16 protein-coding genes are annotated in these 22,724 nt (G+C 72.9%); 7 read left to right on the top strand and 9 right to left on the bottom strand.

Annotation, left to right across the window (positions count from 1 at the left end; genetic code table 11):
- Positions 1 to 260: 260 nt before the first annotated feature.
- Together DTB53_RS00785 and DTB53_RS00780 are read left to right on the top strand one after the other, a co-directional pair.
- Positions 261 to 2,549, top strand: a complete 2,289-nt coding sequence (locus tag DTB53_RS00785) for a peptidoglycan recognition protein family protein (protein ID WP_012378967.1) — start codon at positions 261 to 263, stop codon at positions 2,547 to 2,549.
- 41 nt (positions 2,550 to 2,590) lie between these two features.
- On the top strand, positions 2,591 to 4,066 hold the full coding sequence (locus tag DTB53_RS00780) for a carboxylesterase/lipase family protein (RefSeq protein ID WP_012378968.1): 1,476 nt from the start codon (positions 2,591 to 2,593) through the stop codon (positions 4,064 to 4,066).
- A 36-nt stretch (positions 4,067 to 4,102) separates the two neighbouring features.
- On the opposite strand, the gene DTB53_RS00775 is transcribed toward DTB53_RS00780, so the two are convergent.
- The 8 genes from DTB53_RS00775 to DTB53_RS00740 all read right to left on the bottom strand — a co-directional run bounded on the left by DTB53_RS00775 (position 4,103) and on the right by DTB53_RS00740 (position 11,855).
- Positions 4,103 to 4,759, bottom strand: coding sequence for a TetR family transcriptional regulator (locus tag DTB53_RS00775; protein WP_012378969.1), 657 nt, complete (start codon positions 4,757 to 4,759; stop codon positions 4,103 to 4,105).
- A gap of 88 nt (positions 4,760 to 4,847) precedes the next feature.
- Positions 4,848 to 5,897, bottom strand: a complete 1,050-nt coding sequence (locus DTB53_RS00770) for a CopD family protein (protein ID WP_012378970.1) — start codon at positions 5,895 to 5,897, stop codon at positions 4,848 to 4,850.
- 134 nt (positions 5,898 to 6,031) lie between these two features.
- Positions 6,032 to 6,247: an EF-hand domain-containing protein gene (locus DTB53_RS00765; protein WP_003966162.1), complete on the bottom strand. Its 216-nt coding sequence runs from the start codon at positions 6,245 to 6,247 to the stop codon at positions 6,032 to 6,034.
- A gap of 38 nt (positions 6,248 to 6,285) precedes the next feature.
- Positions 6,286 to 7,104, bottom strand: a complete 819-nt coding sequence (locus tag DTB53_RS00760; RefSeq protein ID WP_042496079.1) for a polysaccharide deacetylase family protein — start codon at positions 7,102 to 7,104, stop codon at positions 6,286 to 6,288.
- 393 nt (positions 7,105 to 7,497) lie between these two features.
- Complete coding sequence (locus DTB53_RS00755) at positions 7,498 to 8,013, bottom strand: ATP-binding protein (protein ID WP_030702676.1); 516 nt, start codon at positions 8,011 to 8,013, stop codon at positions 7,498 to 7,500.
- A gap of 274 nt (positions 8,014 to 8,287) precedes the next feature.
- Positions 8,288 to 9,055, bottom strand: a complete 768-nt coding sequence (locus tag DTB53_RS00750) for an enoyl-CoA hydratase/isomerase family protein (RefSeq protein WP_003966166.1) — start codon at positions 9,053 to 9,055, stop codon at positions 8,288 to 8,290.
- Positions 9,056 to 9,148: 93 nt separating this feature from the next.
- The gene (locus DTB53_RS00745; RefSeq protein WP_030702681.1) at positions 9,149 to 10,396 is read right to left on the bottom strand and encodes a L,D-transpeptidase; all 1,248 of its coding nucleotides are present in this window, start codon (positions 10,394 to 10,396) and stop codon (positions 9,149 to 9,151) included.
- 217 nt (positions 10,397 to 10,613) lie between these two features.
- Entirely contained in the window at positions 10,614 to 11,855 is a 1,242-nt protein-coding gene (locus tag DTB53_RS00740) for a L,D-transpeptidase (RefSeq protein ID WP_012378972.1), read from the bottom strand.
- Between the two features lie 152 nt (positions 11,856 to 12,007).
- On the opposite strand from DTB53_RS00740, the gene glgX reads away from it, so the two are divergent.
- From glgX to DTB53_RS00725, 3 genes are all read left to right on the top strand, one after another.
- Positions 12,008 to 14,275 (top strand): glycogen debranching protein GlgX, encoded by a 2,268-nt coding sequence (glgX, locus tag DTB53_RS00735; RefSeq protein WP_012378973.1) that lies wholly within the window; start codon positions 12,008 to 12,010, stop codon positions 14,273 to 14,275.
- 215 nt (positions 14,276 to 14,490) lie between these two features.
- Entirely contained in the window at positions 14,491 to 16,398 is a 1,908-nt protein-coding gene (locus tag DTB53_RS00730; protein ID WP_078562746.1) for an ABC transporter ATP-binding protein, read from the top strand.
- Positions 16,395 to 18,281 carry an ABC transporter ATP-binding protein gene (locus DTB53_RS00725; protein WP_003966171.1) on the top strand — a complete coding sequence of 629 codons (1,887 nt, stop codon included), beginning with the start codon at positions 16,395 to 16,397 and terminating at the stop codon, positions 18,279 to 18,281. Before DTB53_RS00730 ends, DTB53_RS00725 begins: the two co-directional genes overlap by 4 nt.
- Before the next feature lie 78 nt (positions 18,282 to 18,359).
- Here the strand turns inward: DTB53_RS00725 and DTB53_RS00720 are convergent, their stop codons facing one another.
- Complete coding sequence (locus DTB53_RS00720; RefSeq protein WP_012378975.1) at positions 18,360 to 19,481, bottom strand: FAD-dependent oxidoreductase; 1,122 nt, start codon at positions 19,479 to 19,481, stop codon at positions 18,360 to 18,362.
- 148 nt (positions 19,482 to 19,629) lie between these two features.
- Between DTB53_RS00720 and DTB53_RS00715 the strand changes: the two genes are divergently transcribed.
- Together DTB53_RS00715 and DTB53_RS00710 are read left to right on the top strand one after the other, a co-directional pair.
- Positions 19,630 to 20,220, top strand: coding sequence for a TetR/AcrR family transcriptional regulator (locus DTB53_RS00715; RefSeq protein ID WP_012378976.1), 591 nt, complete (start codon positions 19,630 to 19,632; stop codon positions 20,218 to 20,220).
- Positions 20,221 to 20,604: 384 nt separating this feature from the next.
- Positions 20,605 to 22,650, top strand: coding sequence for a M4 family metallopeptidase (locus tag DTB53_RS00710; protein ID WP_012378977.1), 2,046 nt, complete (start codon positions 20,605 to 20,607; stop codon positions 22,648 to 22,650).
- The last annotated feature ends 74 nt before the right edge of the window (positions 22,651 to 22,724 follow it).

Raw genomic sequence — 22,724 nt, 5'->3', positions numbered from 1 at the left:
GGCCCCACCCCGGGGAGCGCCCTCCCGGGCCGACAGGGCGCTCCCCGGGCTACCGCGCCCATCGAATGTTTCCGGCCGGGACCGGGGTGGGGCGGGCGAGGCGGGGTGTGGCCCGATCCGACCGCATGGAAGACTGTGACTCGCAAGCATGTTCCGGGTCGCCCCACCGGCCGGGCCGACGCGACGTCGTGCCCCCGGTCAGCGACTGACCGGCCGGAGTGCCCTGCCATCCAGCCAGCGTCGTCCTCGGGGAATCACACGTGAGAGCACAGCGAAGAGTTTGGACCACGGCCGCCGTCGCGACGGCGGCCGTGGCGGGTGTCCTGGTGTTCCAGGGCGTGACCGGCACCTCCGGCGCCGACCGCGACGGACGGGCGGCGGACGCCAAGTCCGCCCCGGTGAAGTCCGATGTGCACAGGACCGCGCTGAAGACCTCGTCCGACGGCGGCTCCGCGTCGCTCGCCCGGCGCGACACCGCGCCCTTCAGTCTGCTCGGCGTCACCTGGACCGATCCCGCCGCCCGGGTGACGGGGACCGTCGAGGCCCGTACCCGCTCCTCCGCCACCGGCGCATGGACCGGCTGGCTGCCCCTGGACACCGAGATCGACGGCCGCACCGAGACCGGCCGATCCGGCGTCCGCGGCACCACCGAACCCCGCTGGGTCGGCCCCTCCGACGGCGTCGAGGTCCGCGTCCGCGCCGGTGACGACTCCCGGGCGGGACTGCCCGAGGGGCTGCGGCTCGACACCGTCGACCCGGGCGGCGACACCACCGGGCTCACCGCCGAGCCGGCCGCGTTCAGCGTCGAGGAGACCCCCTCCGAGGAGCCCACCCCCGGCGAGGAGCCCACGGTCGCCCCGCCGACGGAGGATCCGGTCGAGTCGCCCACGGACGAGCCCTCGCCCACCCCGACCACCGAGACCCCGGCGCCGCCGAGCCCCACGCCGAGCCCGAGCACCGAATCCCCGACGCCGTCCGCCTCGCCGACGACGCCCACCGCCTCCCCCACGCCGACGTCCGGCCCGCCGTCCACCGCCCCCCAGCCGCCGATCGTCTCCCGGGCGGCCTGGCAGGCCGACGAGTCGCTCAGCACCGAGGCGCCCGACTACCTGGACCGGGTCAAGGCCGTCTTCGTCCACCACACGGCGCAGACGAACACGTACTCCTGCGCCGACTCGGCGGCCATCGTGCGCGGTCTGCACACGTACCACGTGAAGTCGAACGGCTGGAAGGACCTCGGCTACAACTTCATCGTCGACAAGTGCGGCACGGTCTTCGAGGGCCGCAAGGGCGGTGTGGACCGGCCCGTCATGGGTGCGCACACCTACGGGTTCAACCGGGACACCACCGGAATCGCCGTGATCGGCATGTACACCGACACCAAGGCGGCCACCGCCGCGACCACCGCCGTCGCCCGCGTCGCCGCGTGGAAGCTCGGCCAGTACGGGGGCGACCCGGCCGGTTCCGTCCAGCTCACCGCCGGGGCGAACGGCGGCAACTTCTTCGGCAAGTCGTTCGCCGCGGGGAAGACCTACCCCTTCCAGCAGATCTCCGGACACCGGGACGGGTTCAACACCCAGTGCCCCGGCGGCAGCCTCTACACCCAGCTCCCGGACATCCGCTCCCTGGCCGCCGGTCCCGTCACCGGTCTGACCATCGCCTCGGTGACCGGGGCGAGCGCCTCCGGCTCCACGTACTACACCCGGTCGAAGGTCACCGTCGGCTGGAAGGCCGCGACGCCCTCCTCCTTCGTCAAGGGATACGAACTGCTCGTCGGCGGAAAGCCGGTGGCCTCGGTCAAGGGCAACGTCACCTCGGCGTCGGCCGTCCTCGCCGCCGGCAAGCACTCCGTGCAGGTCCGGGCCACCCACCAGTCGGGGAGGACCTCCCTGTCGCCGGTCGCGACCGTGGTCGCCGACACCGCGGCGCCGGTCTTCTCCACCAAGCCCGCCCTCACCCTGCGCACCGGCACGGTGAACACCACCGCAGTCCCGCTCACCCTGAAGTGGAAGGCCACCGACGCCGCCTCCCTCAAGGAGGTCCGGCTGACCGCCCCGGTCGCGAAGACGTACGGCCCGACCACGGGCAGCGCCTCGCACACCGCGAAGCCCGCCAAGGCGACCGCCTGGAAGATGACGGCGTACGACCGCGCGGGCAACACGGCCGCCGCCTCGGTCTCCGGCACCCCGGTGATCCTCCAGGAGTCCGCCGCCAAGAAGGGCGGCAAGTGGACCACGAAGTCCTCCAGCAGCTACCTGGGCGGCAAGTCCTACTCCAGCAGCACCAAGAACGCCAGCCTGACCTGGACGTTCACCGGCCGGTCAGCCGCCTGGGTGGTGTCGCGGGCCGCCACTTCGGGGCAGGCATACGTCTACGTCGACGGGAAGAAGGCCGCCACGGTGGACCTGAAGTCCTCCGCCACGAAGTACCGGGAAGCGATCTGGACGAAGTCCTGGTCCTCCAGTGCCAAGCACACGGTCAAGATCGTCGTCGTCGGCACGAAGGGCCGCCCGGCCCTGACCACGGACGGGTTGGTCTACCTGAAGTAGCCGCCCGGACCACCGCACCGCGAGAGGGGTGGGCACGCAGCATGGCCGACATCACGGCGGGTACGTCCCCCCGGGCGCTGACCGTGCACGGCACGGTGCGCGGTGCGGTGGAGCGGGGTGTCGCGGTCTTCCGCGGCATCCCGTACGCGGCCGAGCCGGTGGGCGCGCTCAGGTTCCGCGCGCCCGCGCCCCCCGAGCCGTGGACGGGGGCGCGCGAGACCGTGGCCTACGGTCCGACGGCCCCCAAGCGGCCCTACGCCCCGCCGCTGGACCGGCTGCTGCCGGATCCGGCGGTGCCGGGCGACGGCTGTCTGAACCTGAACGTGTGGACGCCGTCGCCGGGGCGGGGCACGACCGGGCTGCCGGTGCTCGTGTGGATCCACGGGGGTTCGCTGGTGCACGGCTCCTCGGCGGTGCCGGTATACGACGGGTCCGCGTTCGCCCGGGACGGGGTGGTCCTCGTCTCGGTCAACTACCGTCTGGGCGTGGAGGGCTTCGGCGTCCTCCCGGACGCGCCCGCCAACCGGGGGCTCCTGGACCAGCTGGCCGCCCTGGAGTGGGTGCGCGACAACATCGCGGCGTTCGGCGGCGACCCGGACCGGGTGACGGTGGCCGGGGAGTCGGCGGGGGCCGTCAGCGTCGCCGCCCTGCTGGCCTCGCCCCGGTCGGCGGGGCTGCTGCGGCGGGCGGTGCTCCAGAGCGGGGCGCCCGCCGCGCTGCCGCCCGCCGCCGCGCGCGGGACGACCGAGCTGATCGCGAAACGGCTCGGGGTGCCCGCGACGGCCGCCGCACTGGCCGCCGTGGCCCCGGAGGCGCTGCTCACCGCGCAGACCGAGGTGACCGGCGGCGGGAACCCGCTGACCGGCCGGCACTCCTTCCAGCTGGTCGTCGACGGCGAACTGCTGCCCCACGACCCGGTGGAGGCGCTGCACGCGGGCGCGTCCGCCGGGATCGACCTGCTGATGGGGACGAACACCGAGGAGTACCGGCTCTGGTTCGTGCCCGGCGGCCTCACCGAGAGGATCGGCGCGCTGCGACTCCGTCTCGCCCTGCTGAAGTTCAGGGTGCCGGGCGCGACGGCCCGGGTCTACCGCGCCAACCGCCCGGGCGCCGCCCCCGGGGAGATCCTCGGCGCGCTCGCGACGGACCTGCTGCTGCGGGTCCCCCTCAACCGGCTGGCCGACGCCCGGACCGGCGCGCCGGGCGCCACGTATCTGTACGAGTTCGGCTGGCCGACCCCCGTACAGCGCCTGGGCGCCTGTCACGCCCTGGAGCTGGGCTTCGTCTTCGACACCCTCGCCCACCCCGACACGATGGCCCTGACCGGCCCGGACGCCCCGCAGGAGCTGGCGGACGCGATGCACCGGGCGTGGGTGGACTTCGCGACGGACGGGGACCCGGGGTGGCCGTCCTGGGACGCGCGGCGGCCCGTGACGGTCTTCGGCCCGGGCGCGCCGGAGCTGGTCCTGGCCCCCCGCGACGACGAGTTGCGCGGCTGGCGCCCGTACCGGCGCTGAGGCGGCGGGGCGATCCCGCGCGGGGCGGGCCGGGCGTCAGCGCTGCCGCGCCGTCTCCGCCGGGGGTGCGCCCAGGCGCAGCCGGGTGAGGACGGCGGGACGGGCGAGACCGGGCATGATCAGGGCCCACATGGCGCTGACCTGCTGGTGCAGCGCGTCGCGCTCGTCGAGGGCGAGGGCGAGCAACTGCACCCCGCTGTAGCAGCCGACGATGGTCCGGGACGCCTCCTCCGGGGTGACGTGGTCCTGGAGCTCGTCGGCGGCGCAGGCGGACCGGAGGACGGCGGTGACGGCGCCGAGGGGGCCCGCGTAGCTCTCGGCGGTCAGGTAGGGGCCGGGTTCGATCGACAGGCGCACGGCGGCCCGCAGGACCGGGTCCTCCAGGATGCCGGCGGTGTACAGGTGGCTGATGTCGATCAGCGCCTGGAGCCACACCTCGGGGGCGGGGCCCGCATCCGCCTGATCGGAGATCCGCCGGAAGAAGGCGTGCTGGTGGTCCAGGATCGCGTTGCCGAGCTGTTCCTTGCCCTCGAAGTGGACGTGGAAGGCGTCGGCGGAGACTCCGGCCCGGCGCAGGATCTCCTGGGTCGACGCGCCGGAGTACCCGGCGCGGTCGATCACGGCGCCGGCCGCCTCGACGAGCCGTCGGACCGTCCGCTCGCCGCGGTCTCCGCTCTCCCCGTGCTCGCGCATCGCCGTGAAGCCTCCCTCGGTCGTCTCCGACGCTACCCGGGGGCCCGGCGACACGCTCCCGGTACGCGGCCGGATGTCGCGCCTCCCGCTACGGCCGCAGGGAGATCCAGTGCGGGTCGGGGACCACGGTGAGGACGGCGGAGACCACCACCACCAGGCCCAGCACGACCTGTTCCCGGCGGGCAAGCCGGTGGGCGGCCGACGGGTCGGCGTCCCGGAGCATCCGCCGCCGGGCCGCCACCGCCAGCACGCTGACCACGGCCATCAGGGCCAGCTTGACCAGCAGGGTGCGCCCGTAGGCGGAGGTGAACACCACGTCCAGCGGCAGCCGGCGCAGGGTCGAGGCGGTCCCGGTGGCGGCGAGGGCGACGTACAGCCAGACCGCGAGGCGGGCGTAGCGGCCGAGCAGGGCGCGGGCCGCGACGGGTGAGCCGCGCCAGAGCCACATGGTGCGCAGGACGTACAGCAGGCCGCCGGTCCACAGCGACGCGGCGGTCAGATGGACGACGGTGAGGGCGGCGCCGAACTCGGGGCTGTACGCCTCCGGGTGGGCCCGCAGGGCCTCCGCCCCGATGACGACGGCGAGCGGGGCCAGGGCGAGCGCGGGGCGTTTGCTCGCGGCGCAGAGGGCGGCGAGGACCAGGCCGTTGGCGATGAGGAGGAGCAGTCCGCCCTCCCGGGTGCCGTAGGTCTCGGTGATCCCGAGGTCGCTGACGGCGGCGAGCCGGACGATCTGCCCGGCCGCGGCGGCTGCCCCGGCGAGCGCGGCGTACGCCGCCCAGCTCCGTACGGCGGTGCGGGGGCGGCCCCGGACGGGCCGGATGAGCTGTGGGGCGAGGAGTTCGCCCAGGTGGAGGGCGAGCGCGGCGAACAGGACGGTGCGGAGCACGGTGGTGAGCCCCGCGCCGGGTATCCGGAGCTCGCCGGTGCCGCGGGCCATGAGCCCGGGCCCGAACAGCGCGACGAGGAGCGCGAGGACGCCCGCCGCGCCGAGCAGGAGGGGGGCCGTCCACGAGCGGCGGCCCGGCGTCGGCCCGGACGCTTCCCGGGACATCTCGACGACGGGCGGCACGGCGCTCGGCGCGCCGCCGGACGGCATCGTCGGCGTGGCCGGGTCGGCCGGGGGTCCGGAGAACATCACGGCTCGATTTTCGTCGGTGGACAAAGCCACAGCAAACCGCGCACGGCGGGCAGGGGTCCTGCGGACGTACGCGGCGGCCGGTCCCCGACGGCGCGGGACCGACCGCCGCGACGGACGCAGCTCTGCTCGGCTCAGACCTTGTTCTGCGAAGCCCAGAACTCGTCGAAGGTGAGCATGCCGTCACCGTTGCCGTCGTGGGCGTTGATGATCGCCTGCGCCACCGTCTCGGTGACGAAGGGGTCGCCCAGCTGAGCCATGGCGCTCTTGTACTCGTTGGCCGTGATGAGCCCGTCGCCGTCTCGGTCGAACCGCTCGAATGCCGTCCGCGCCGACTCGATGTCCGCCACAGTTCCGCCCCTTCGTGATGCCGAATGTCAGGGTCAGATTATCGGGCCGTCCGGGTGACCTCGGCGGCCGGTCGGCCCAACAGCTCCGTGGCCGTCACCGCACGCAGCCCTCGGCGGCCGATCTCGGCGAGGAGCAGCGGCAGCGCGTCGACGGTGACCGGCCGGCCGAGACTCAGCTCCACCACCGATCCGTTGCGCAGTTCCCCCGCGACCTTCCGGGTGACGGCGGCGACACGGGTGGCCGCGTGGTCGTGCGACTCCACGTCGCGGCCGAGGACGTGGGGGTAGCCGGCCCGCCGGGCGAGACGCTCGAGGAGGGGGGAGGCGTACGCGGTGGGCGAGGGGCGGAACCAGGCGCCGATGGACCCGGTGAGCCGGCGCAGCCGCCGGGCGCAGGCGGCGATCTCCTCGTACGCGGCGTGTTCGTCCAGGGCCGCGAGGTCGAGGTGGCGCTCGGTGTGGTTGCCGATCTCGTGGCCGCCGTCGAGGATCCGGCGGGCCAGCCCGGGGTCCTCGGCGAGCCACGTGCCGACCGCGAGCACCGTGACGCGTGCCCCGGCCCGTTCGCACCGGGCAAGAGCGGTACGGGCGAGGCCCGGATCGCCCCGCCCGTCGAAGGTGAGGGCGACGCGGGGCCGGTCGCGGGGACCGTGTGCGATCCGGAAGGGCAGCCCGGGGAAGCGGTGAGGGGCCGCGGCCGGGAGTGTGGCCGGGGCGGCGGCGCCGGTGGGGCCGGGCCCGGCGGCCCGGCCGGACCCGTCGCCGCGCGCGCAGCCCGCGACGAAGCCGGCGGCCAGCATCCCGGCCCCCGCGCCCAGCACGTCACGGCGGCCCATCGGAGCCCCGCGTCCGTCCATGCCCGACCACCTCGCGTCCTCGGGTACGACCGGTTCCCGGGGACACAGTAGAGGCACACTGACCGAAATGAGACGATTGTCCAGCTCAGCGAATGATCAATGAATCATTCACACGACGCCATAAAAATGCATGGAAAACCAGGCAAGTGACCGAGCACACCTGCGATTCCATCCAGGATTGTCCATTTGTTCGTTAAATATTCCGAAAGTCGCTTTGGCACCGGGGTCACCCGTCTGCCATAGTCGGTTCCACGACCCCCACTGACCCGGGCCAGGTCGCCCCGAGCGGCCGTGAACACACCCCCCATTTCACGGTCCCCGTCAGAAGCCCCCGCAGCGCCGCACCACGGCCGACCGGGGGCTTCTGCGTTCCGGCGGAAGGCTGCGGGCGCGTCAGCGGTCCGAGATGCGCATCTCGAACCAGGTGGTCTTGCCGCGCGGCAGCAGGTCCACCCCCCAGCGGTCGGAGAGCTTGTCGACGAGGAAGAGGCCGCGCCCGCTGACGTCCATCTCGCGGACCGGCATCAGACACGGCAGTCCGCGCGAGGGGTCGCGCACCTCGATCCGGATCCAGCCCCGACGGCGGACCATGCGCAGCCCGAAGGACCGGGCCCCGGTGTGGCGCACCGCGTTCCCCACGAGTTCGGAGACCAGCAGTACCGCGTACTCGGCGGTCTGGGGCGAGAGGGCCCACTGGCGGAGCACGACGCAGGAAGTGATGCGCCGGGCCGTCGCCGCCGACTCCGGGCGGGACGGCAGCCGAACCTCCCCCTCGGTCGGATCTCCGAACAACTCCAGCGCCTTGAACGCCTGTTCGTCATCCATGGTCGACGTCCAGCGCGCCGCGGTCGCGCTGCTGCACGGTCGCGGCTGATCCACACCCTCCAGGCCCGCCATGCCCACCATCATGGCCGCACGTATCGCCCCACGGGGCCGTTCCGGAGGAATCCGCACCCCGCGGCAGCCCCTGACCCAGCAGGCACATGGCATATGCCACTGGCAAAAGAGATCCCGGAAAAACCGCGCTGAGCTGCGGCGACGCCCGGCCCGACGAGGAAAGCCCGGGCGACGGCGACTCCGGGCCTTAAGGTTGTCTTAAGGCCCGGATAATCCGCTCTGACGGATGAACTCCCCGCGCGGGAGGGCCCGACCCGACTACCGGGCCATCCGTTCTGACTACCGGTCAGCCGAAGGTGGCCTTGCCCGGCCCCTCCTCGACGAAGCTGCGCATGCCCCGCTCGCGGTCCTCGGTGGCGAACAGACCGGAGAACCAGTTCCGCTCGATCGTGAGGCCGGTGTCGATGTCCGTCTCCAGCCCGGCGTCGATCGACTCCTTGGCCGCACGCAGCGCCAGAGCCGGGCCCTTGGCCAACTTGGCGGCCCAGGCGTGCGCCTGCTCGTGGACCTCGGCGGCCGGGACCACCCGGTCCACCAGACCCAGCGCCAGCGCCTCCTCCGCCTTGACCATGCGGCCGGTGAAGATGAGGTCCTTGGCCCGGGAGGGGCCGATCAGCCGGGCGAGCCGCTGGGTGCCGCCCGCGCCCGGGATCAGGCCGAGGAGGATCTCCGGCTGGCCGAGCTTGGCGTTGTCCGCGGCGATCCGGAAGTCGGCGCAGAGCGCCAGCTCGCAGCCGCCGCCGAGCGCGTAGCCGGTGACGGCGGCGACGACCGGCTTGGGGATGCGGGCGACGGCGGTGAAGGCGTCCTGGAGGCCCTTGGACCTCAGGACCATCGCCGTGTGGTCCATCGCCTGCATCTCCTTGATGTCCGCGCCCGCCGCGAACACCTTCTCGCCGCCGTAGAGGATCACCGAGCGCACGTCCTCGCGCCGGGTCGCCTCCTCGGCCAGTTCCCGCAGCCGGTCCTGGATCGCCACGTCCAGGGCGTTCATGGGCGGCCGGTCCAGGAGGATCGTGCCGACGCCGTCGCGTACTTCGAGGGTCACAGTCATGATGAGAGGTTAACCACCGCTAACGACGGCGGGCCCGGTGCCGTTGGTCACAGCACCGGGCCCGCCGGGCGGATCGGGGAGCGGAGGGAAGTCCTACTTCTTCCACTCCTCCCAGTCCATGTTCCAGCCGTTGAGGCCGTTGTCGGGCTGGATGGTCTTGTCGTGGGAGTTCTTCACGATGACCACGTCGCCGATCAGCGACTTGTCGTAGAACCAGGCGGCGGGCGTCTTGCTGTCGTAGCCGCCGCGCACATCGCGCAGACCGACGCAGCCGTGGCTGGTGTTGCTGTTGCCGAAGATGGAGGACGCGCCCCAGTAGTTGCCGTGCAGGAAGGTGCCCGACGTGGACAGCCGCATGGCGTGCGGCACGTCCTTGATGTCGTACTCGCCGCCGAAGCCGACGGTGTCGCCGTTCATCCGCGTCACCTTGAGCTTCTCGCTGATGACCATCTGGCCGTTGTACGTGGTCGTCGCCGGGGCGCCCGCGGAGATCGGGATGTCCTTGATCTGCTTGCCGTCACGGACCACCTTCATCCGCTTGGCGCTCGCGTCCACGGTGGAGACCTGGCTGCGGCCGATGGTGAACGACACCTTCTTGGCCTGCTTGCCGTAGACGCCCGGCCGGCCCTCGACGCCGTCGAGGTTGAGGTCGACGGTCACCTTGGTGCCCGCCGCCCAGTACTTCTCCGGGCGGAAGTCGAGACGGTCGTTCCCGAACCAGTGGGGCTCGATCTCGACGGCCGGCTCGGCCGTCACCTTGATCGCCCGCTCCACCGCGTCGGGGTCGGTGATACCCCGGGTGAAGTTGATGGAGACCGGCATGCCGACCCCCACGGTCGAGCCGTCCTCCGGCGTGTAGTGCCCGATGAAGGTGTTCGCCGGGACGAGCGTGGTGAAGGTGGTGTCCTTCGCCGACTCGCGTCCCTCCGCGTCCTTCGCCACCGCGTGCACCGCGTACTTCGTGGCGGCGGCGAGGTGCCGCTCGGGCTTCCAGCTCGCGCCGTCGGCCGCGATCTCGCCCTCGACCGCGTTGCCCTTGGGGTCGGAGACCTTCACCGTGGTCAGCTTGCCCCGCGTGGCGCCGATCTTCAGCGCGCCGCTGGTCGCCACGGACTCCGCGCCGTCCTCGGGCGCGACGGTCACCACCGCCTGCGAGGCGGTCGTGTCCTCCTTCTTGGCGCTGCCCGCGGGCCCCTTCTCGTCCCCCGCTCCGGTGTCGCCGCCGCCGCACGCCGTCACCAGCAACAGCAGTGCCCCCAGGACCAGGGGCCGGAGCCCCGGCCCGCCGCGCCGCTTCCCGCTCGCCCCGGCCGATGCCCCCGATATCGGCTGCCCGTTCACTGTGGTCGTCTCCCCTCGCACGGCCCGGCTCCCGCCGTGGCCCGCACCCCCGCGCGCCGAATCATGCGCGCCGCCGCAAGATAATCACACCGCGAGCGGGGTGAACTCCCCCCGGAATGTCACCGTTCCGTACCAGTGATCCGGGGAGCTGTGCAGGTGGCGCGGGGTGCCGGGGCGGGCGGCGGGGTGCGGGCGACCGGCGACGGGGCCCGGGGCGTCAGCGCAGGGCGGAACCGGCCTTCCACTTCTTCCAGCCGAGGTTCCAGCCGCTGAGCCCGTTGTCCGGTGCGACCTTCTTGTCCCGGGAGTTGACCACCTCGACCACGTCGCCGATCAGGGTCCGGTCGAAGAACCAGCCGCCGGGTGTGGAGCCGCTGCCGCCCTTGGCGTCGCGCAGCCCGACGCAGCCGTGGCTGACGTTCTCCTCGCCGAAGACGGACTCGTCGGCCCAGTAGTTGCCGTGCAGGAAGGTGCCGGACTCGGTGAGCCGGATCGCGTGCGGAACGTCCTTGATGTCGTACTCGCCCTTGCCCTTCTTGTCGGTGAAGCCGACCGTGGCCCCGTTCATCCGGGTCACCTCGTGCATCTCGGTGACGACCATCCGCCCGTTGTACGTGGTCGTCTTCGGGGCCCCCGCGGTGATCGGGATCGTGTCCACGAGTTCTCCGTCCCGGCGCACCTCCATGGTCTTCTCCTCGGCGTCGACCCGGGAGACCTGGGAGCGGCCGACCGTGAAGACGACGGTCTTGTCCTGGCTGCCGTAGACCCCCGGGGCGCCCTCGACGTCGCGCAGCCCGATGTCGACGGTGACCTCGGTACCGGGCTTCCAGTACGCCCGGGGGCGGAAGTCGAGCCGGTCCTTGCCGAACCAGTGGCCGGCGACCTCGACCACCGGATCGGACGTCACCCGGATGGCCTTCTCCACCGCGGCCCGGTCGGCGACCGGGCGGTTGAAGGAGAACGAGACGATCATGCCGGTGCCGACGGTGGAGCGGTTCTCCGGTTTGAAGTAGCCGATGAAGCGGTGTTCGGGGACGAGCGTGGTGAACGTCGCGTGCCTGGCGGAGCGGCGGCCGTCCCCGTCCACGGCGACCGCGTCGATGCTGTACTTCGCGGCGAGGGCGAGCCGCCCCGCGGCGGGCTCCGGCTTCCAGGACCTCCCGTCCTCGGCGATGCGCCCGGCCACCGTCTGCTGCTGCGCGTCCTCGATCCGCCTGACCCGCACGCTCTCCAGCCGCCCGTCGGGGACCTTCACCGCGACGCGGGTCTCCTCGTCCACGTCCTTCGCGCCGTCCTCGGGGAAGACGCTGATCGCGTCGCCGGAGGGTCGCCCCTTGCCGTTGAACACGGCGTCCCGGGCGTCGGTGCAGCCGGTCAGAAGGGCCAGCACGGTCAGCAGTCCTGCCCATGTCAGCACGGCGGCCGAGCCGGCCCGTGCGCTCTTCGCTGTGTGGTTCACGCTCCCCCCAACGACCAGGGCCGGTCGGGGGAAACGTGAGTGCGGGCCGTCCGGTGGGCAGAACAGGGGGGAGGACTGCCCGAAGAGGCCGCGGCCGGGACGCCGCGCGCCCCTCGCAGGTGCCCGTCCCACGAGCCGCGGGAGGCGACACGGTGTCCAGCGCAGCCGAGCAGGAGGCAGTACAGGATCCCGAAGCGGCGGCCGGGGCGGCAGTCGCGGAGGCCGGCCGCGCCGGCGCCGCCCGGCCCGGGGGCGCCCGGGCGGTGGCGCCTCCCCCCGCCGTCTGGCCCGGGGCGCCGATGCCGCTGGGAGCCCGCTTCCGGGTCGGCCCGGACGGGGTGGCGGGCACCAACTTCGCCCTGTGGGCGGGCGGGGCGGAGGCCGTCGAGCTGTGCCTCTTCGACGAGCGGGGCGCGGAGACCCGCTGCCCGCTGGCCGAGCTGACCCATGAGATCTGGCACGGCTTCGTCCCCGGCGTACGGCCCGGACAGCGGTACGGCTACCGGGTGCACGGCCGCTGGGACCCGTGGACGGGAGCCCGCTGGAACGCGGCGAAGCTGCTGCTGGACCCGTACGCCCGCGCGGTCGACGGGTCCTTCGCCCTGCCGCCCGAGGTGTACGGGCACGTACGGGACTGGCCGGACCAGCCGGTGGCCGACACCGTGCGGGACGACCGGGACTCGGCGCCCTTCGTGCCCAAGGGCGTGGTCGTCCGCGACGACGACGACTGGGTGGAGGACCGCCGCCCCAAGACCCCGTGGGCGGACTCCGTGATCTACGAGCTGCATGTGCGCGGCTTCACCAAGCTGCATCCGGACATCCCGCCCGAGCTGCGCGGCACGTACGCGGGGCTGGCGCACCCGGCCGCGATCGCGCACCTGACGCGGCTCGGGGTGACCGCCGTCGAACTGCTCCCGGTGCACCAGTTCGCCCACGAGGACCACCTGCTGCGGCGCGGTCTGCGCAACCACTGGGGCTACAACTCCATCGGCTACTTCGCCCCGCACGCCGGCTACTCCGCCTCCGGGACGGCGGGTCAGCAGGTCGGCGAGTTCAAGCGGATGGTGCACGCCCTGCACGGCGCCGGGATCGAGGTCATCCTGGACGTCGTCTACAACCACACCGCCGAGGCCGGCGAGCTGGGCCCGATGCTCTCCCTGCGCGGCATCGACAACCGCGGCTACTACCGCCTCCAGCAGGACCCGCGCCGCTACGCCGACTACACCGGCTGCGGCAACACCCTGCACGTGGTGCAGCCCCAGGTGCTGCGGCTCATCACCGACTCGCTGCGCTACTGGGTCACCGAGATGGGCGTCGACGGCTTCCGCTTCGACCTGGCGGCGGCCCTGGCGCGGTCGATGCACGACGTCGACATGCTCTCCCCCTTCCTCGCGGTGATCGCCCAGGACCCGGTGCTGCGCCGGGTCAAGCTCATCGCCGAGCCGTGGGACGTCGGCAACGGCGGCTACCAGGTGGGGGCCTTCCCGCCGCTGTGGACCGAGTGGAACGACCGCTACCGGGACGCGGTGCGCGACTTCTGGCGGGGCGCGCTCCCCGACGTACGGGACCTCGGCTACCGGCTGACCGGCTCCAGCGATCTCTACGCCTGGGGCGGCCGCCGCCCGTACGCCTCGGTCAACTTCGTCACCGCGCACGACGGCTTCACCCTGCGCGACCTGGTCAGTTACGAGCGGAAGCACAACGAGGCCAACGGGGAGGGCAACCGGGACGGGACGGACGACAACCGGGCGTGGAACTGCGGGGCGGAGGGGGAGAGCGGCGATCCGGAGATCAACGCGCTGCGCCGCCGCCAGCTCCGCAACCTGCTGACCACCCTGCTGCTGTCCACCGGGGTGCCGATGCTGGTGGCGGGCGACGAGATGGGCCGGACGCAGGGCGGCAACAACAACGCCTACTGCCAGGACAACGAGACCGGCTGGCTGGACTGGTCGCTCCTGGAGGAGCCCGCGTGGCGGCAGCTGACCGAGCTGACGGCCCGGGTGCTGACGCTGCGCCGGACCCATCCGGTGCTGCGGCGCCGCGCGTTCTTCTCCGGCCGGGCGCAGGCCCCGGACGGGCTGCGGGACCTGGCGTGGTTCGCCCGGGACGGCCGGGAGATGACGGAGGGCGACTGGTACGCGCCGGCGGCCACGCTCGGGCTGTACCTCTCGGGCCGGGACATCCCGGGGCGGGACGCGCGGGGCGAGCCGGTCACCGACGACAGCTTCCTGGCGGTGCTGCACGCGGGCGCGGAGCCGGTCGCCTTCGAACTGCCGGGCCCGCCGTGGGCGGACGCCTACGAGCTGGTCCTGGACACGTCGCGGGAGGACCAGGCGCAGGCTCCGGGCACGGTCCTCGAAGGCGGTACGGAGGTGGCGGTGCCCGCCCGTTCCGTGCTGCTGCTGCGGGTGGCGGAGTGAGGCGAGGACATGGGTGAGGCGGGTCTTCACGGTCGTCTCGCTGATGGACACTTCGGCGGCGGCCCGGTCGGCGGCGGGCGAGCCGCGCGGTCCGTACGCTCGACGGCGCATCAGCCGATCGGTTGACCCGGGGAGGACCGGCGCCTCGGGAGAAGGCCCGGTCCGGCGGAAATTGGCAGGACCGATGTCAGTGGTGAAACGTAAGGTTGCCCCTGATGCCCAAAAAGCCTGCAGAGCGCACGGACCGGTCCGCCGTGCGCTCCCTCCTGCGCCTGTGGCCCTATGTCCGACCCGTGCGGGCACGCCTGTTCACGGCCGCCTTCGTGGCGATCCTGGCCTCCTGCCTGGGGCTGGTGATCCCGCTGGTCCTGAAGTGGATGGTGGACGGCCCCGTGGCCGACCGCGATCCGGGCGGGGTGTGGCTGGGGGCGCTGTACCTGCTGCTGCTGGGCATCGCGGAAGCGCTGTTGTTCGGGTTCCGGCGCTGGCTGGTGGCGCGTCCGCTGGCCGGGGTCGAGGCGTCGATGCGGGCGGATCTCTTCCGCCATCTGCAACGGCTGCCCGTCGCGTTCCACGACCGCTGGGCCTCGGGCCAGCTGCTGTCGCGCGGGACGACGGACCTGATGCTGCTGCGGATGTTCCTGGCGTTCCCGCTGACCTTCCTGGTCGTCAACACGGCGACGATCCTGGTCGGGTTCGTCATCCTGTTCGCCCAGGACTGGGCGCTCGGTCTGGTGCTGCTGGCCCCCGCGGTGCCGCTGATCATCCTGTGCTCGCTGTTCGAGACGAAGTACTCGGTGGTCGCGCGCCGAGCCCAGGACCAGGTGGGCGACCTCACCACGGTCGTCGAGGAGAGCGTGCTGGGCATCCGCATCGTCAAGGGGTTCGGCCGGCACCGCAGCCAGGCGCGGGCGTTCAGGGCGCTGGCGCACCGGCTGCGCGACACGGAGCTGGGCAAGGCCCGGCTGCTCGCCGGGATCTGGGCGCTGATCACCGCGATCCCGGAGCTGGCGATCGGCGCGGCTCTGGTGCTCGGCACGATCCAGGTGGCGGACGGCACGCTGTCCGCGGGCACACTGGTGGCGTTCCTCTCGACGGCGCTCGCCCTGCGCTGGCCGGTGGAGTCGATCGGCTTCCTGCTGGCGATGAGCCAGGAGTCGGCGACCGCGACCGACCGGTACTTCGAGGTGATGGACGTGGCGGAGGAGCCCGGGGCCGTCGCCGTACGGGAGAGCGCCCCGGCCACCGGCCCCGGCATGGTCTTCGAGGGCGTCGAGTTCCGCTACCCGGACGCGGATCCGGGGTCGCCACCGGTCCTCGCCGGGGTCGATCTGCACATCCGGCCCGGTGAGACGCTGGCCCTGGTCGGGGGTACGGGGTCGGGCAAGACGACGCTCACCGCTCTGGTGCCCCGGCTGCACGAGGTGACCGGTGGGCGGATCACGCTGGACGGCGAGGACATCGCCACGATGGAGCGTTCGCGGCTGCGGGAGCTGGTGTCGGTGGCGTTCGAGGAGCCGACGCTGTTCTCCGCGACGGTCGGCGAGAACGTGACGATGGGCGCGGCGGACGCGGACGAGCGGCAGGTGCGGCAGGCGCTGTCGGTGGCCCAGGCCGACTTCGTGCACCAGCTGCCCGGGGGGCTGGACACCGAGGTCGGCGAGCAGGGCCTGAGTCTGTCCGGCGGCCAGCGCCAGCGCCTCGCGCTGGCCCGCGCGGTGGTCGGGGAGCCGCGCTTCCTGGTGCTGGACGACCCGCTCTCCGCGCTGGACGTGCACACGGAGACGCTGGTGGAGGCCGCGCTGCGGCAGGTCCTGAAGCGGACGACCGCGGTGGTCGTGGCGCACCGGCCCTCGACCGTGATGCTGGCCGACCGGGTGGCGCTGCTGTCCGGGGGGCGGATCGCCGCGGTCGGCACCCATCAGGAGCTGCTGCGCGACAACGCGGAGTACGCCTGGCTGATGTCGGGCGCGGGCAGCGAGCCCGCGACGCCGGCCGACGGTTCGGCCACGCCGGTGGACGCGCCCGCGACGCCGGTGGACGGATCCGCGGCGCCGCCCCCCGCCCCTTCGGTGAGCGCCCCCGTACAGCAGGTCCCCGCCGAGGAGGGCAGTGCCCGATGACCACAACCACTGACGACGCCTCGCTCCCGGCCGCCGACGGCGACGGCCCGCCGAAGGCCCGGGTCGCACCCACGACCGAACGGCCGCTCTCCGACGATCCGTTCGACCAGGACGACCTGCCCGCGCCGCCCGGGGCGACCAGGGCGCTGCTGTTCTCCCTGCTGGCGCCGATGCGCGGCCGGGTCGCGCTGTCGGCGCTGCTCCTGCTGGTCCAGCAGGTCGCGATGCAGGCGGGCCCCCTGCTGGTGGCGTACGCCATCGACAGCGGGGTTCCGGCGTTCCGCGACCACGACTACGGGCCGCTGATCGCGGTCGCGGTCGGCTACGCGGTGTGTTCCGTCGGTGCGGGCGTCCTCCAGTACGCTTTCATCCGGGCGGCGGCCCGGATCAACCAGGACGTACTGCTCGATCTGCGCGGCCGGATCTTCCGGCACGCACAGGCGCTGAGCGTCGACTTCCACGAGCGCTACACCTCGGGCCGGCTGATCTCGCGCTCCACCACGGATGTGGAGTCCTTGCGGGAGCTGCTGAGCGAGGGGCTCCAGGAACTGATCGGCGTGGTCCTGTCGTTCGTGTCGATCGCGCTGGTGCTGCTCTGGCTGGACCTGGGGATCGGCGCGATCGCCACGCTCTCCTTCGTACCGCTGTATCTGATGGTGCGCCTGTACCGGAGGCGGGCGTCCATCGCGTTCACGGCGCGGTCGACGGCGATCGCGGCGGTGATCGTGAAGTTCGCGGAGACGATGAACGGCATCCGTCCGGTCCAGGCGTTCCGCCGCGAGCGGAGCAACGACGCCGTGTTCACCGTGCTGAACACCCGCCACGAGCGGGCGAACGGCGACGCGATCCTGGAGATGGCCCGCTACGTCATCGGTTCGCGGCTGATCGCGAACACGGCGGTGGCCGGGATGGTCCTGTGGGGCGCCTACCGGGTGGCGGACGGGACGCTGGCGCTCGGGGTGCTGGCGGCGGCGGTGCTGTATCTGCGGCGGCTGTACGACCCGATCGACCGGCTGGGGATGTTCCTCAACTCCTACGAGTCGGCTGCCGCTTCGCTGACGAAGATCGCCGGTCTGCTGGCCCAGACGCCGAACGTCCCGGAGACCGACCGGCCGAAGGAGCTGCCGCCGCGCCCGGGCGGGCTCCCGGGCCGGGAGGTCACGTTCGACGGGGTGCGGTTCGCCTACCGTACGGGCGGCGAGGTGCTGCCCACGTTCGACCTGCGCATCCCGGCGGGCCGGACGGTGGCGGTCGTCGGGTCGACGGGCGCGGGCAAGTCGACGCTGGCCAAGCTGCTGGCCCGCTTCTACGACCCGACCGAGGGCCGGGTCCTGCTGGACGGCACCGACCTGCGCGACCTGGACACCGCCGAGCTGCGCCGGGGCGTGGTGATGGTGACGCAGGAGGCGTTCCTGTTCTCCGGGACGGTCGCGGAGAACATCGCGATCGGCCGCCCGGACGCCACCCGCGAGGAGATCGAGCACGCCGCGAAGGCGATCGGCGCGCACGACTTCATCGCCGCCCTGCCGGACGGCTACGACACGGACGTGCGCAAGCGGGGCGGGCGGATCTCGGCGGGCCAGCGGCAGCTGGTGGCGTTCGCCCGGGCCCTGCTGGCGAACCCGGCGGTGCTGATCCTGGACGAGGCGACCAGCTCCTTGGACGTCCCCGGCGAGCGGGCCGTGCAGCGGGCCATGGACACGGTGCTGCACGGCCGTACGGCGGTGGTGATCGCCCACCGGCTGTCCACGGTGGAGATCGCGGACCGGGTGCTGGTGATGGAGCACGGCCGGATCGTGGAGGACGGCGCCCCCGCCGAACTGATCGGCGGGACGGGGCGGTTCGCGGGGCTGCACCGGACGTGGAAGGACAGCCTGGTCTGAGCGGATCCGGCCGGAAGCCACCACGCCGATCACCCGCACCCCGCGCGCCCCGGGGCCGGTCCGCGCGGACCGGACGGCTCAGCCCGGCAGCAGCCGCACCACCGCGTCCCGCAGCCGGGTGTGCTCGGTGCTCATGAAGCGGTGCAGGGTCCGGGAGGCGAAGGCGGTCCGCCGGGCGCTGCGGCGGCGCTCGCGGTCGTAGGCGCGCAACGCCCTCCCGACGCCCGCGGGTCCCGGGGGCGCGGCGGCCAGCGCACGGCTCAGGGCGTCCGCGTCCAGGATCGCGGTACAGGCGCCCTGGCCGAGGTTGGGCGTCATGGCGTGGGCCGCGTCGCCCACCAGGGCCACGGGGGTGTGCCCGGCGTCGGAGGAGGCCGGGGACGCGGACCCGGGCTCGGAGGAGGCTGCGGAGGCGGGCCCGGCGCCGGTGGAGACGAAGGTGGGCAGGGCCGGGTGGAGGTGGAGCATCTCGTAGCGGATCCAGGTGGCCGGGTCGGTGGCGTCCAGGATGCGCGGGACCGGATCGTGCCAGCCGGCGAAGGCGGCGCGCAGCTCCTCGGCGGTGGTGGCCCCGGCCGCGGTGGCGTACCAGTTGGTGCGGCCCGGTTCGACCGGGGTCATCCCGAAGAAGCGCCCGCTTCCCCAGGTCTCGCCGTGCACCGGGCTCTCGAAGTCGGCGATGCCGATCCAGGCGGCGGTGCCGATCCGGCGGGGGCCGCTGCGGTCGCCGAAGCGGGCAGTGCGCACGGCGCTGCGGATGCCGTCGGCGCCGACCAGCAGGTCCGCTCCGGCGGCCGGTGCGTCGAGGCCGGTGACCCGCTCGCCGAGCTTGAGCGGGACGTCGCCGAAGGTTTCGAGGGCGGCGAGCAGGGCGTCGATCAAGTAGGGCCGGGAGATGAGCAGTTCGGGGCGGCCCGCCGTGCGTTCGATGCGCTCCAGCGGGATGCGGCCGATCGGCGTCCCGTCCGGGGTGCGGATGTGCGCGTCGCGGTAGGGCACGGCGTGGTCGCGCAGCGCGTCACCCACCCCGAGGCGGTCGAGCGCGGACTGTGCGGTGGGGTGGATGCCGAAGGCCGCGCCGTACCGCTCCAGTTCGGTGCGCCGCTCCAGCACCGTGACCGTCGAGCCCGCGCGGCGGAGTCCGATCGCGGTCGCCAGACCGCCGATGCCCGCGCCGACCACGGTCGCCGTTCCTGTCATGTCGCGCTCCCGGGCTCGTTCGGACCGACGGAGGGGGACCCGTGCGGAGGGGACCGCACGGAGAACCACCACATCTGTGGTACCACGGCTGGGGTAACATCGGCAAGGACGGGCCTGGGACCTGTCGTACGGGAGCGAGGGAGCGCGCGTGAATCCGGACCGCCGGGACCGGCTGCGGGACGCGGCCATCGAGGTGCTGGCCAGGGACGGCGGGCGCGGGCTGACGCACCGGGCGGTGGACGGGACCGCCGAGGTGCCGCCGGGCACCACCAAGAACTACTTCCCGACCCGGGACGCGGTGCTCCGCGCGGCGGCGGAGCGATGCCTGGAGCAGTACCTCGCGCTCACCGGGCAGTTGGCCGGGGCCCCGGGGCCGACGGACCGCGAGGGGCTGACGACCCTCTTCCGCTCACTCCTGGAGAACGTCGCCGGGCCGGGCCGCTCCCGGCTGCTGGCGGTGATGGAGCTCCAGACCGAGGCGACCCGGCGCCCGTGGCTGTCCGCCATCCTCGACCCGATGGCCAGTGGCGACTTCACGGGCTTCGAGCTGGCCCAGCGCGCCGCCGGACTGCCCGTCACCCCGCAGCGGGCCGCCGTCGTCACCCTCGCGCTGCACGCGGCGGTCCCGCACCTGCTGACGAACGGCCCGGCCACGCTCGCGGCGTCGGGGCTGGACGACCCGGACCGCTTCGTGCGCGACCTCCTGGACACGGTGTACCCGCCGGGGGCAACCGCCTGAGCGACGCGGCCTCCGCGCGCGCCGCCCGGACGGACCGGCGCGTTCCGGCGTGCGAATCTGGCCAGAACCCGACGCTGTCTCATCAGGCGGTCATCACACCCCTTCCCGCCCGCGACCGTGCGGTGCCCGTCGCGCGCGAAACCTGTGACCACCCTGTGAATACGGGGCTGCGCAACGCCCGGTAACACTGCGGCAATGATCGGCGAAACGTCCGCTTAACGAACACGACCTTTCCAGCAACGAACGAAAACCGGCCAAGTTGTTGACGCGCTCCTGACAGGTGCGGTCATCTGCTGACACTCTTCACCCCGTTCTGCGCACCGCCTGCACCGTCCGGACGGCCCGTCCAGCGCCGCCGGTACCCCCCTCGCAGAAGGAGTCCGCGTGAGATCCACGCCCAGCCGTCGCGCCACCGCGACCGGCGCTCTGATAGCCGCAGCAGCCCTCATAGCCGTCGCCGTTCCGTCCGGCGCCGCGACCGCCACCTCCGCCCCCTCCTCGGCCCCGCTCGGCGGCATCACCGCCGGCACGAAGGCCGACCCGGGCGCCCTGCCCGCCAAGCTCTCCCCCGCCCAGCGCGCGGAGCTGCTCAGCGAGGCGAACGCCACCAAGGCGGCCACCGCCAAGGAGCTCGGTCTCGGGTCCACGGAGAAGCTCGTGGTCCGCGATGTCGTCCAGGACCGCGACGGCACGACGCACACCCGCTACGAGCGCACGCTGGGCGGTCTTCCCGTCCTCGGCGGCGACCTCGTGGTCAAGGAGTCCGCGGCCGGCGCGACCGAGGGCGTCAGCAAGGCGTCGAAGGCGACCAGCGCGCAGCTGAAGGCCGTCGGCCTCACCGCCGACGTGGCCCCGGCAGCCGCCGAGAAGCAGGCGCTCGGCGCGGCGAAGGCCGAGGGCTCCCAGGCCAAGAAGGCGGAGAACGCCCCGCGCAAGGTGGTCTGGCTGGGCAGCGGCTCCCCGCAGCTGGCGTACGAGACCGTGGTCGGCGGGCTCCAGCACGACGGCACCCCGAACGAGCTGCACGTGCTCACGGACGCCACCTCGGGCGAGAAGCTGTACGAGTGGCAGGCCGTCCACAACGGCACGGGCAACACGCAGTACAACGGCCAGGTCACCCTGGGCACCGCGCCCTCGTACACCCTGACCGACACCACGCGCGGCAACCACAAGACGTACAACCTGAACCGGGGCAGCTCCGGCACCGGCACCCTGTTCTCCGGGCCGGACGACATCTGGGGCGACGGCACTCCGCAGAACGCCGAGACGGCCGGCGCGGACGCGCACTACGGCGCGGCCGAGACGTGGGACTACTACAAGAACGTGCACGGCCGCTCCGGCATCCGCGGTGACGGCGTCGGCGCGTACTCCCGCGTCCACTACGGCAACAACTACGTCAACGCCTTCTGGCAGGACAGCTGCTTCTGCATGACGTACGGCGACGGCAGCGGCAACGTCAAGCCGCTGACCTCCCTGGACGTGGCCGCCCACGAGATGACGCACGGCCTGACCTCGGTCACCGCCAAGCTCGTCTACAGCGGCGAGTCCGGCGGGCTCAACGAGGCCACCTCCGACATCTTCGCCGCGGGCGTGGAGTTCTACTCCAACACCACGCAGGACCCGGGCGACTACCTGGTCGGCGAGAAGATCGACATCAACGGCAACGGCACGCCGCTGCGCTACATGGACAAGCCCTCGAAGGACGGCTCGTCCAAGGACTACTGGTACTCGGGCATCGGCAACGTCGACGTCCACTACTCCTCGGGCCCGGCGAACCACTGGTTCTACCTGCTCTCCGAGGGCAGCGGCGCCAAGACGGTCAACGGCGTCAGCTACGACTCGCCGACCTCCGACGGGCTCCCGGTGACCGGCATCGGCCGGGACAAGGCCCTGCAGATCTGGTTCAAGGCGCTCACCACCAAGTTCACCTCGACGACCAACTACGCGGCTGCCCGCACCGGCACGCTCGCGGTCGCGAGTGAGCTGTACGGGGCCACCAGCCCCGAGTACGCGGCCGTGGCCCACGCCTGGGCCGGCATCAACGTGGGCGCCCGCCCCGGCGGCGGCAACCCGGACCCGGGCGGCAAGGTGTTCGAGAACAACACCGCCGTGACCATCCCGGACGCCGGTGCGGCCGTCACCAGCTCGGTCACCGTCTCCGGTGTGACCGGCAACGCGCCGAGCACCCTCAAGGCGGACGTCAACATCACGCACACCTGGCGCGGTGACCTGGTCATCGACCTGGTGGCCCCGGACGGCACCGCCTACCGGCTGAAGAACTCCTCCTCGGGCGACTCCGCGGACAACGTGGTGGAGACCTACACGGTCAACGCCTCGTCCGAGGTGGCCAACGGGGTCTGGAAGCTGAAGGTCCAGGACATCGCCCGCTCGGACACCGGGCGGATCAACAGCTTCAAGCTCACCTTCTGATCCACGCCCGGCGAACGAACGGCCCGGAAGAGGTTCTCCTCCTCCGGGCCGTTCGTCGTGGTGCGGAAGGCCGG

Origin of the sequence: Streptomyces griseus (genome assembly GCF_900460065.1) — a bacterium.
GTDB classification, from domain to species: Bacteria; Actinomycetota; Actinomycetes; order Streptomycetales; family Streptomycetaceae; genus Streptomyces; species Streptomyces griseus.
This window is presented reverse-complemented; position numbering and strand designations above follow the sequence as displayed.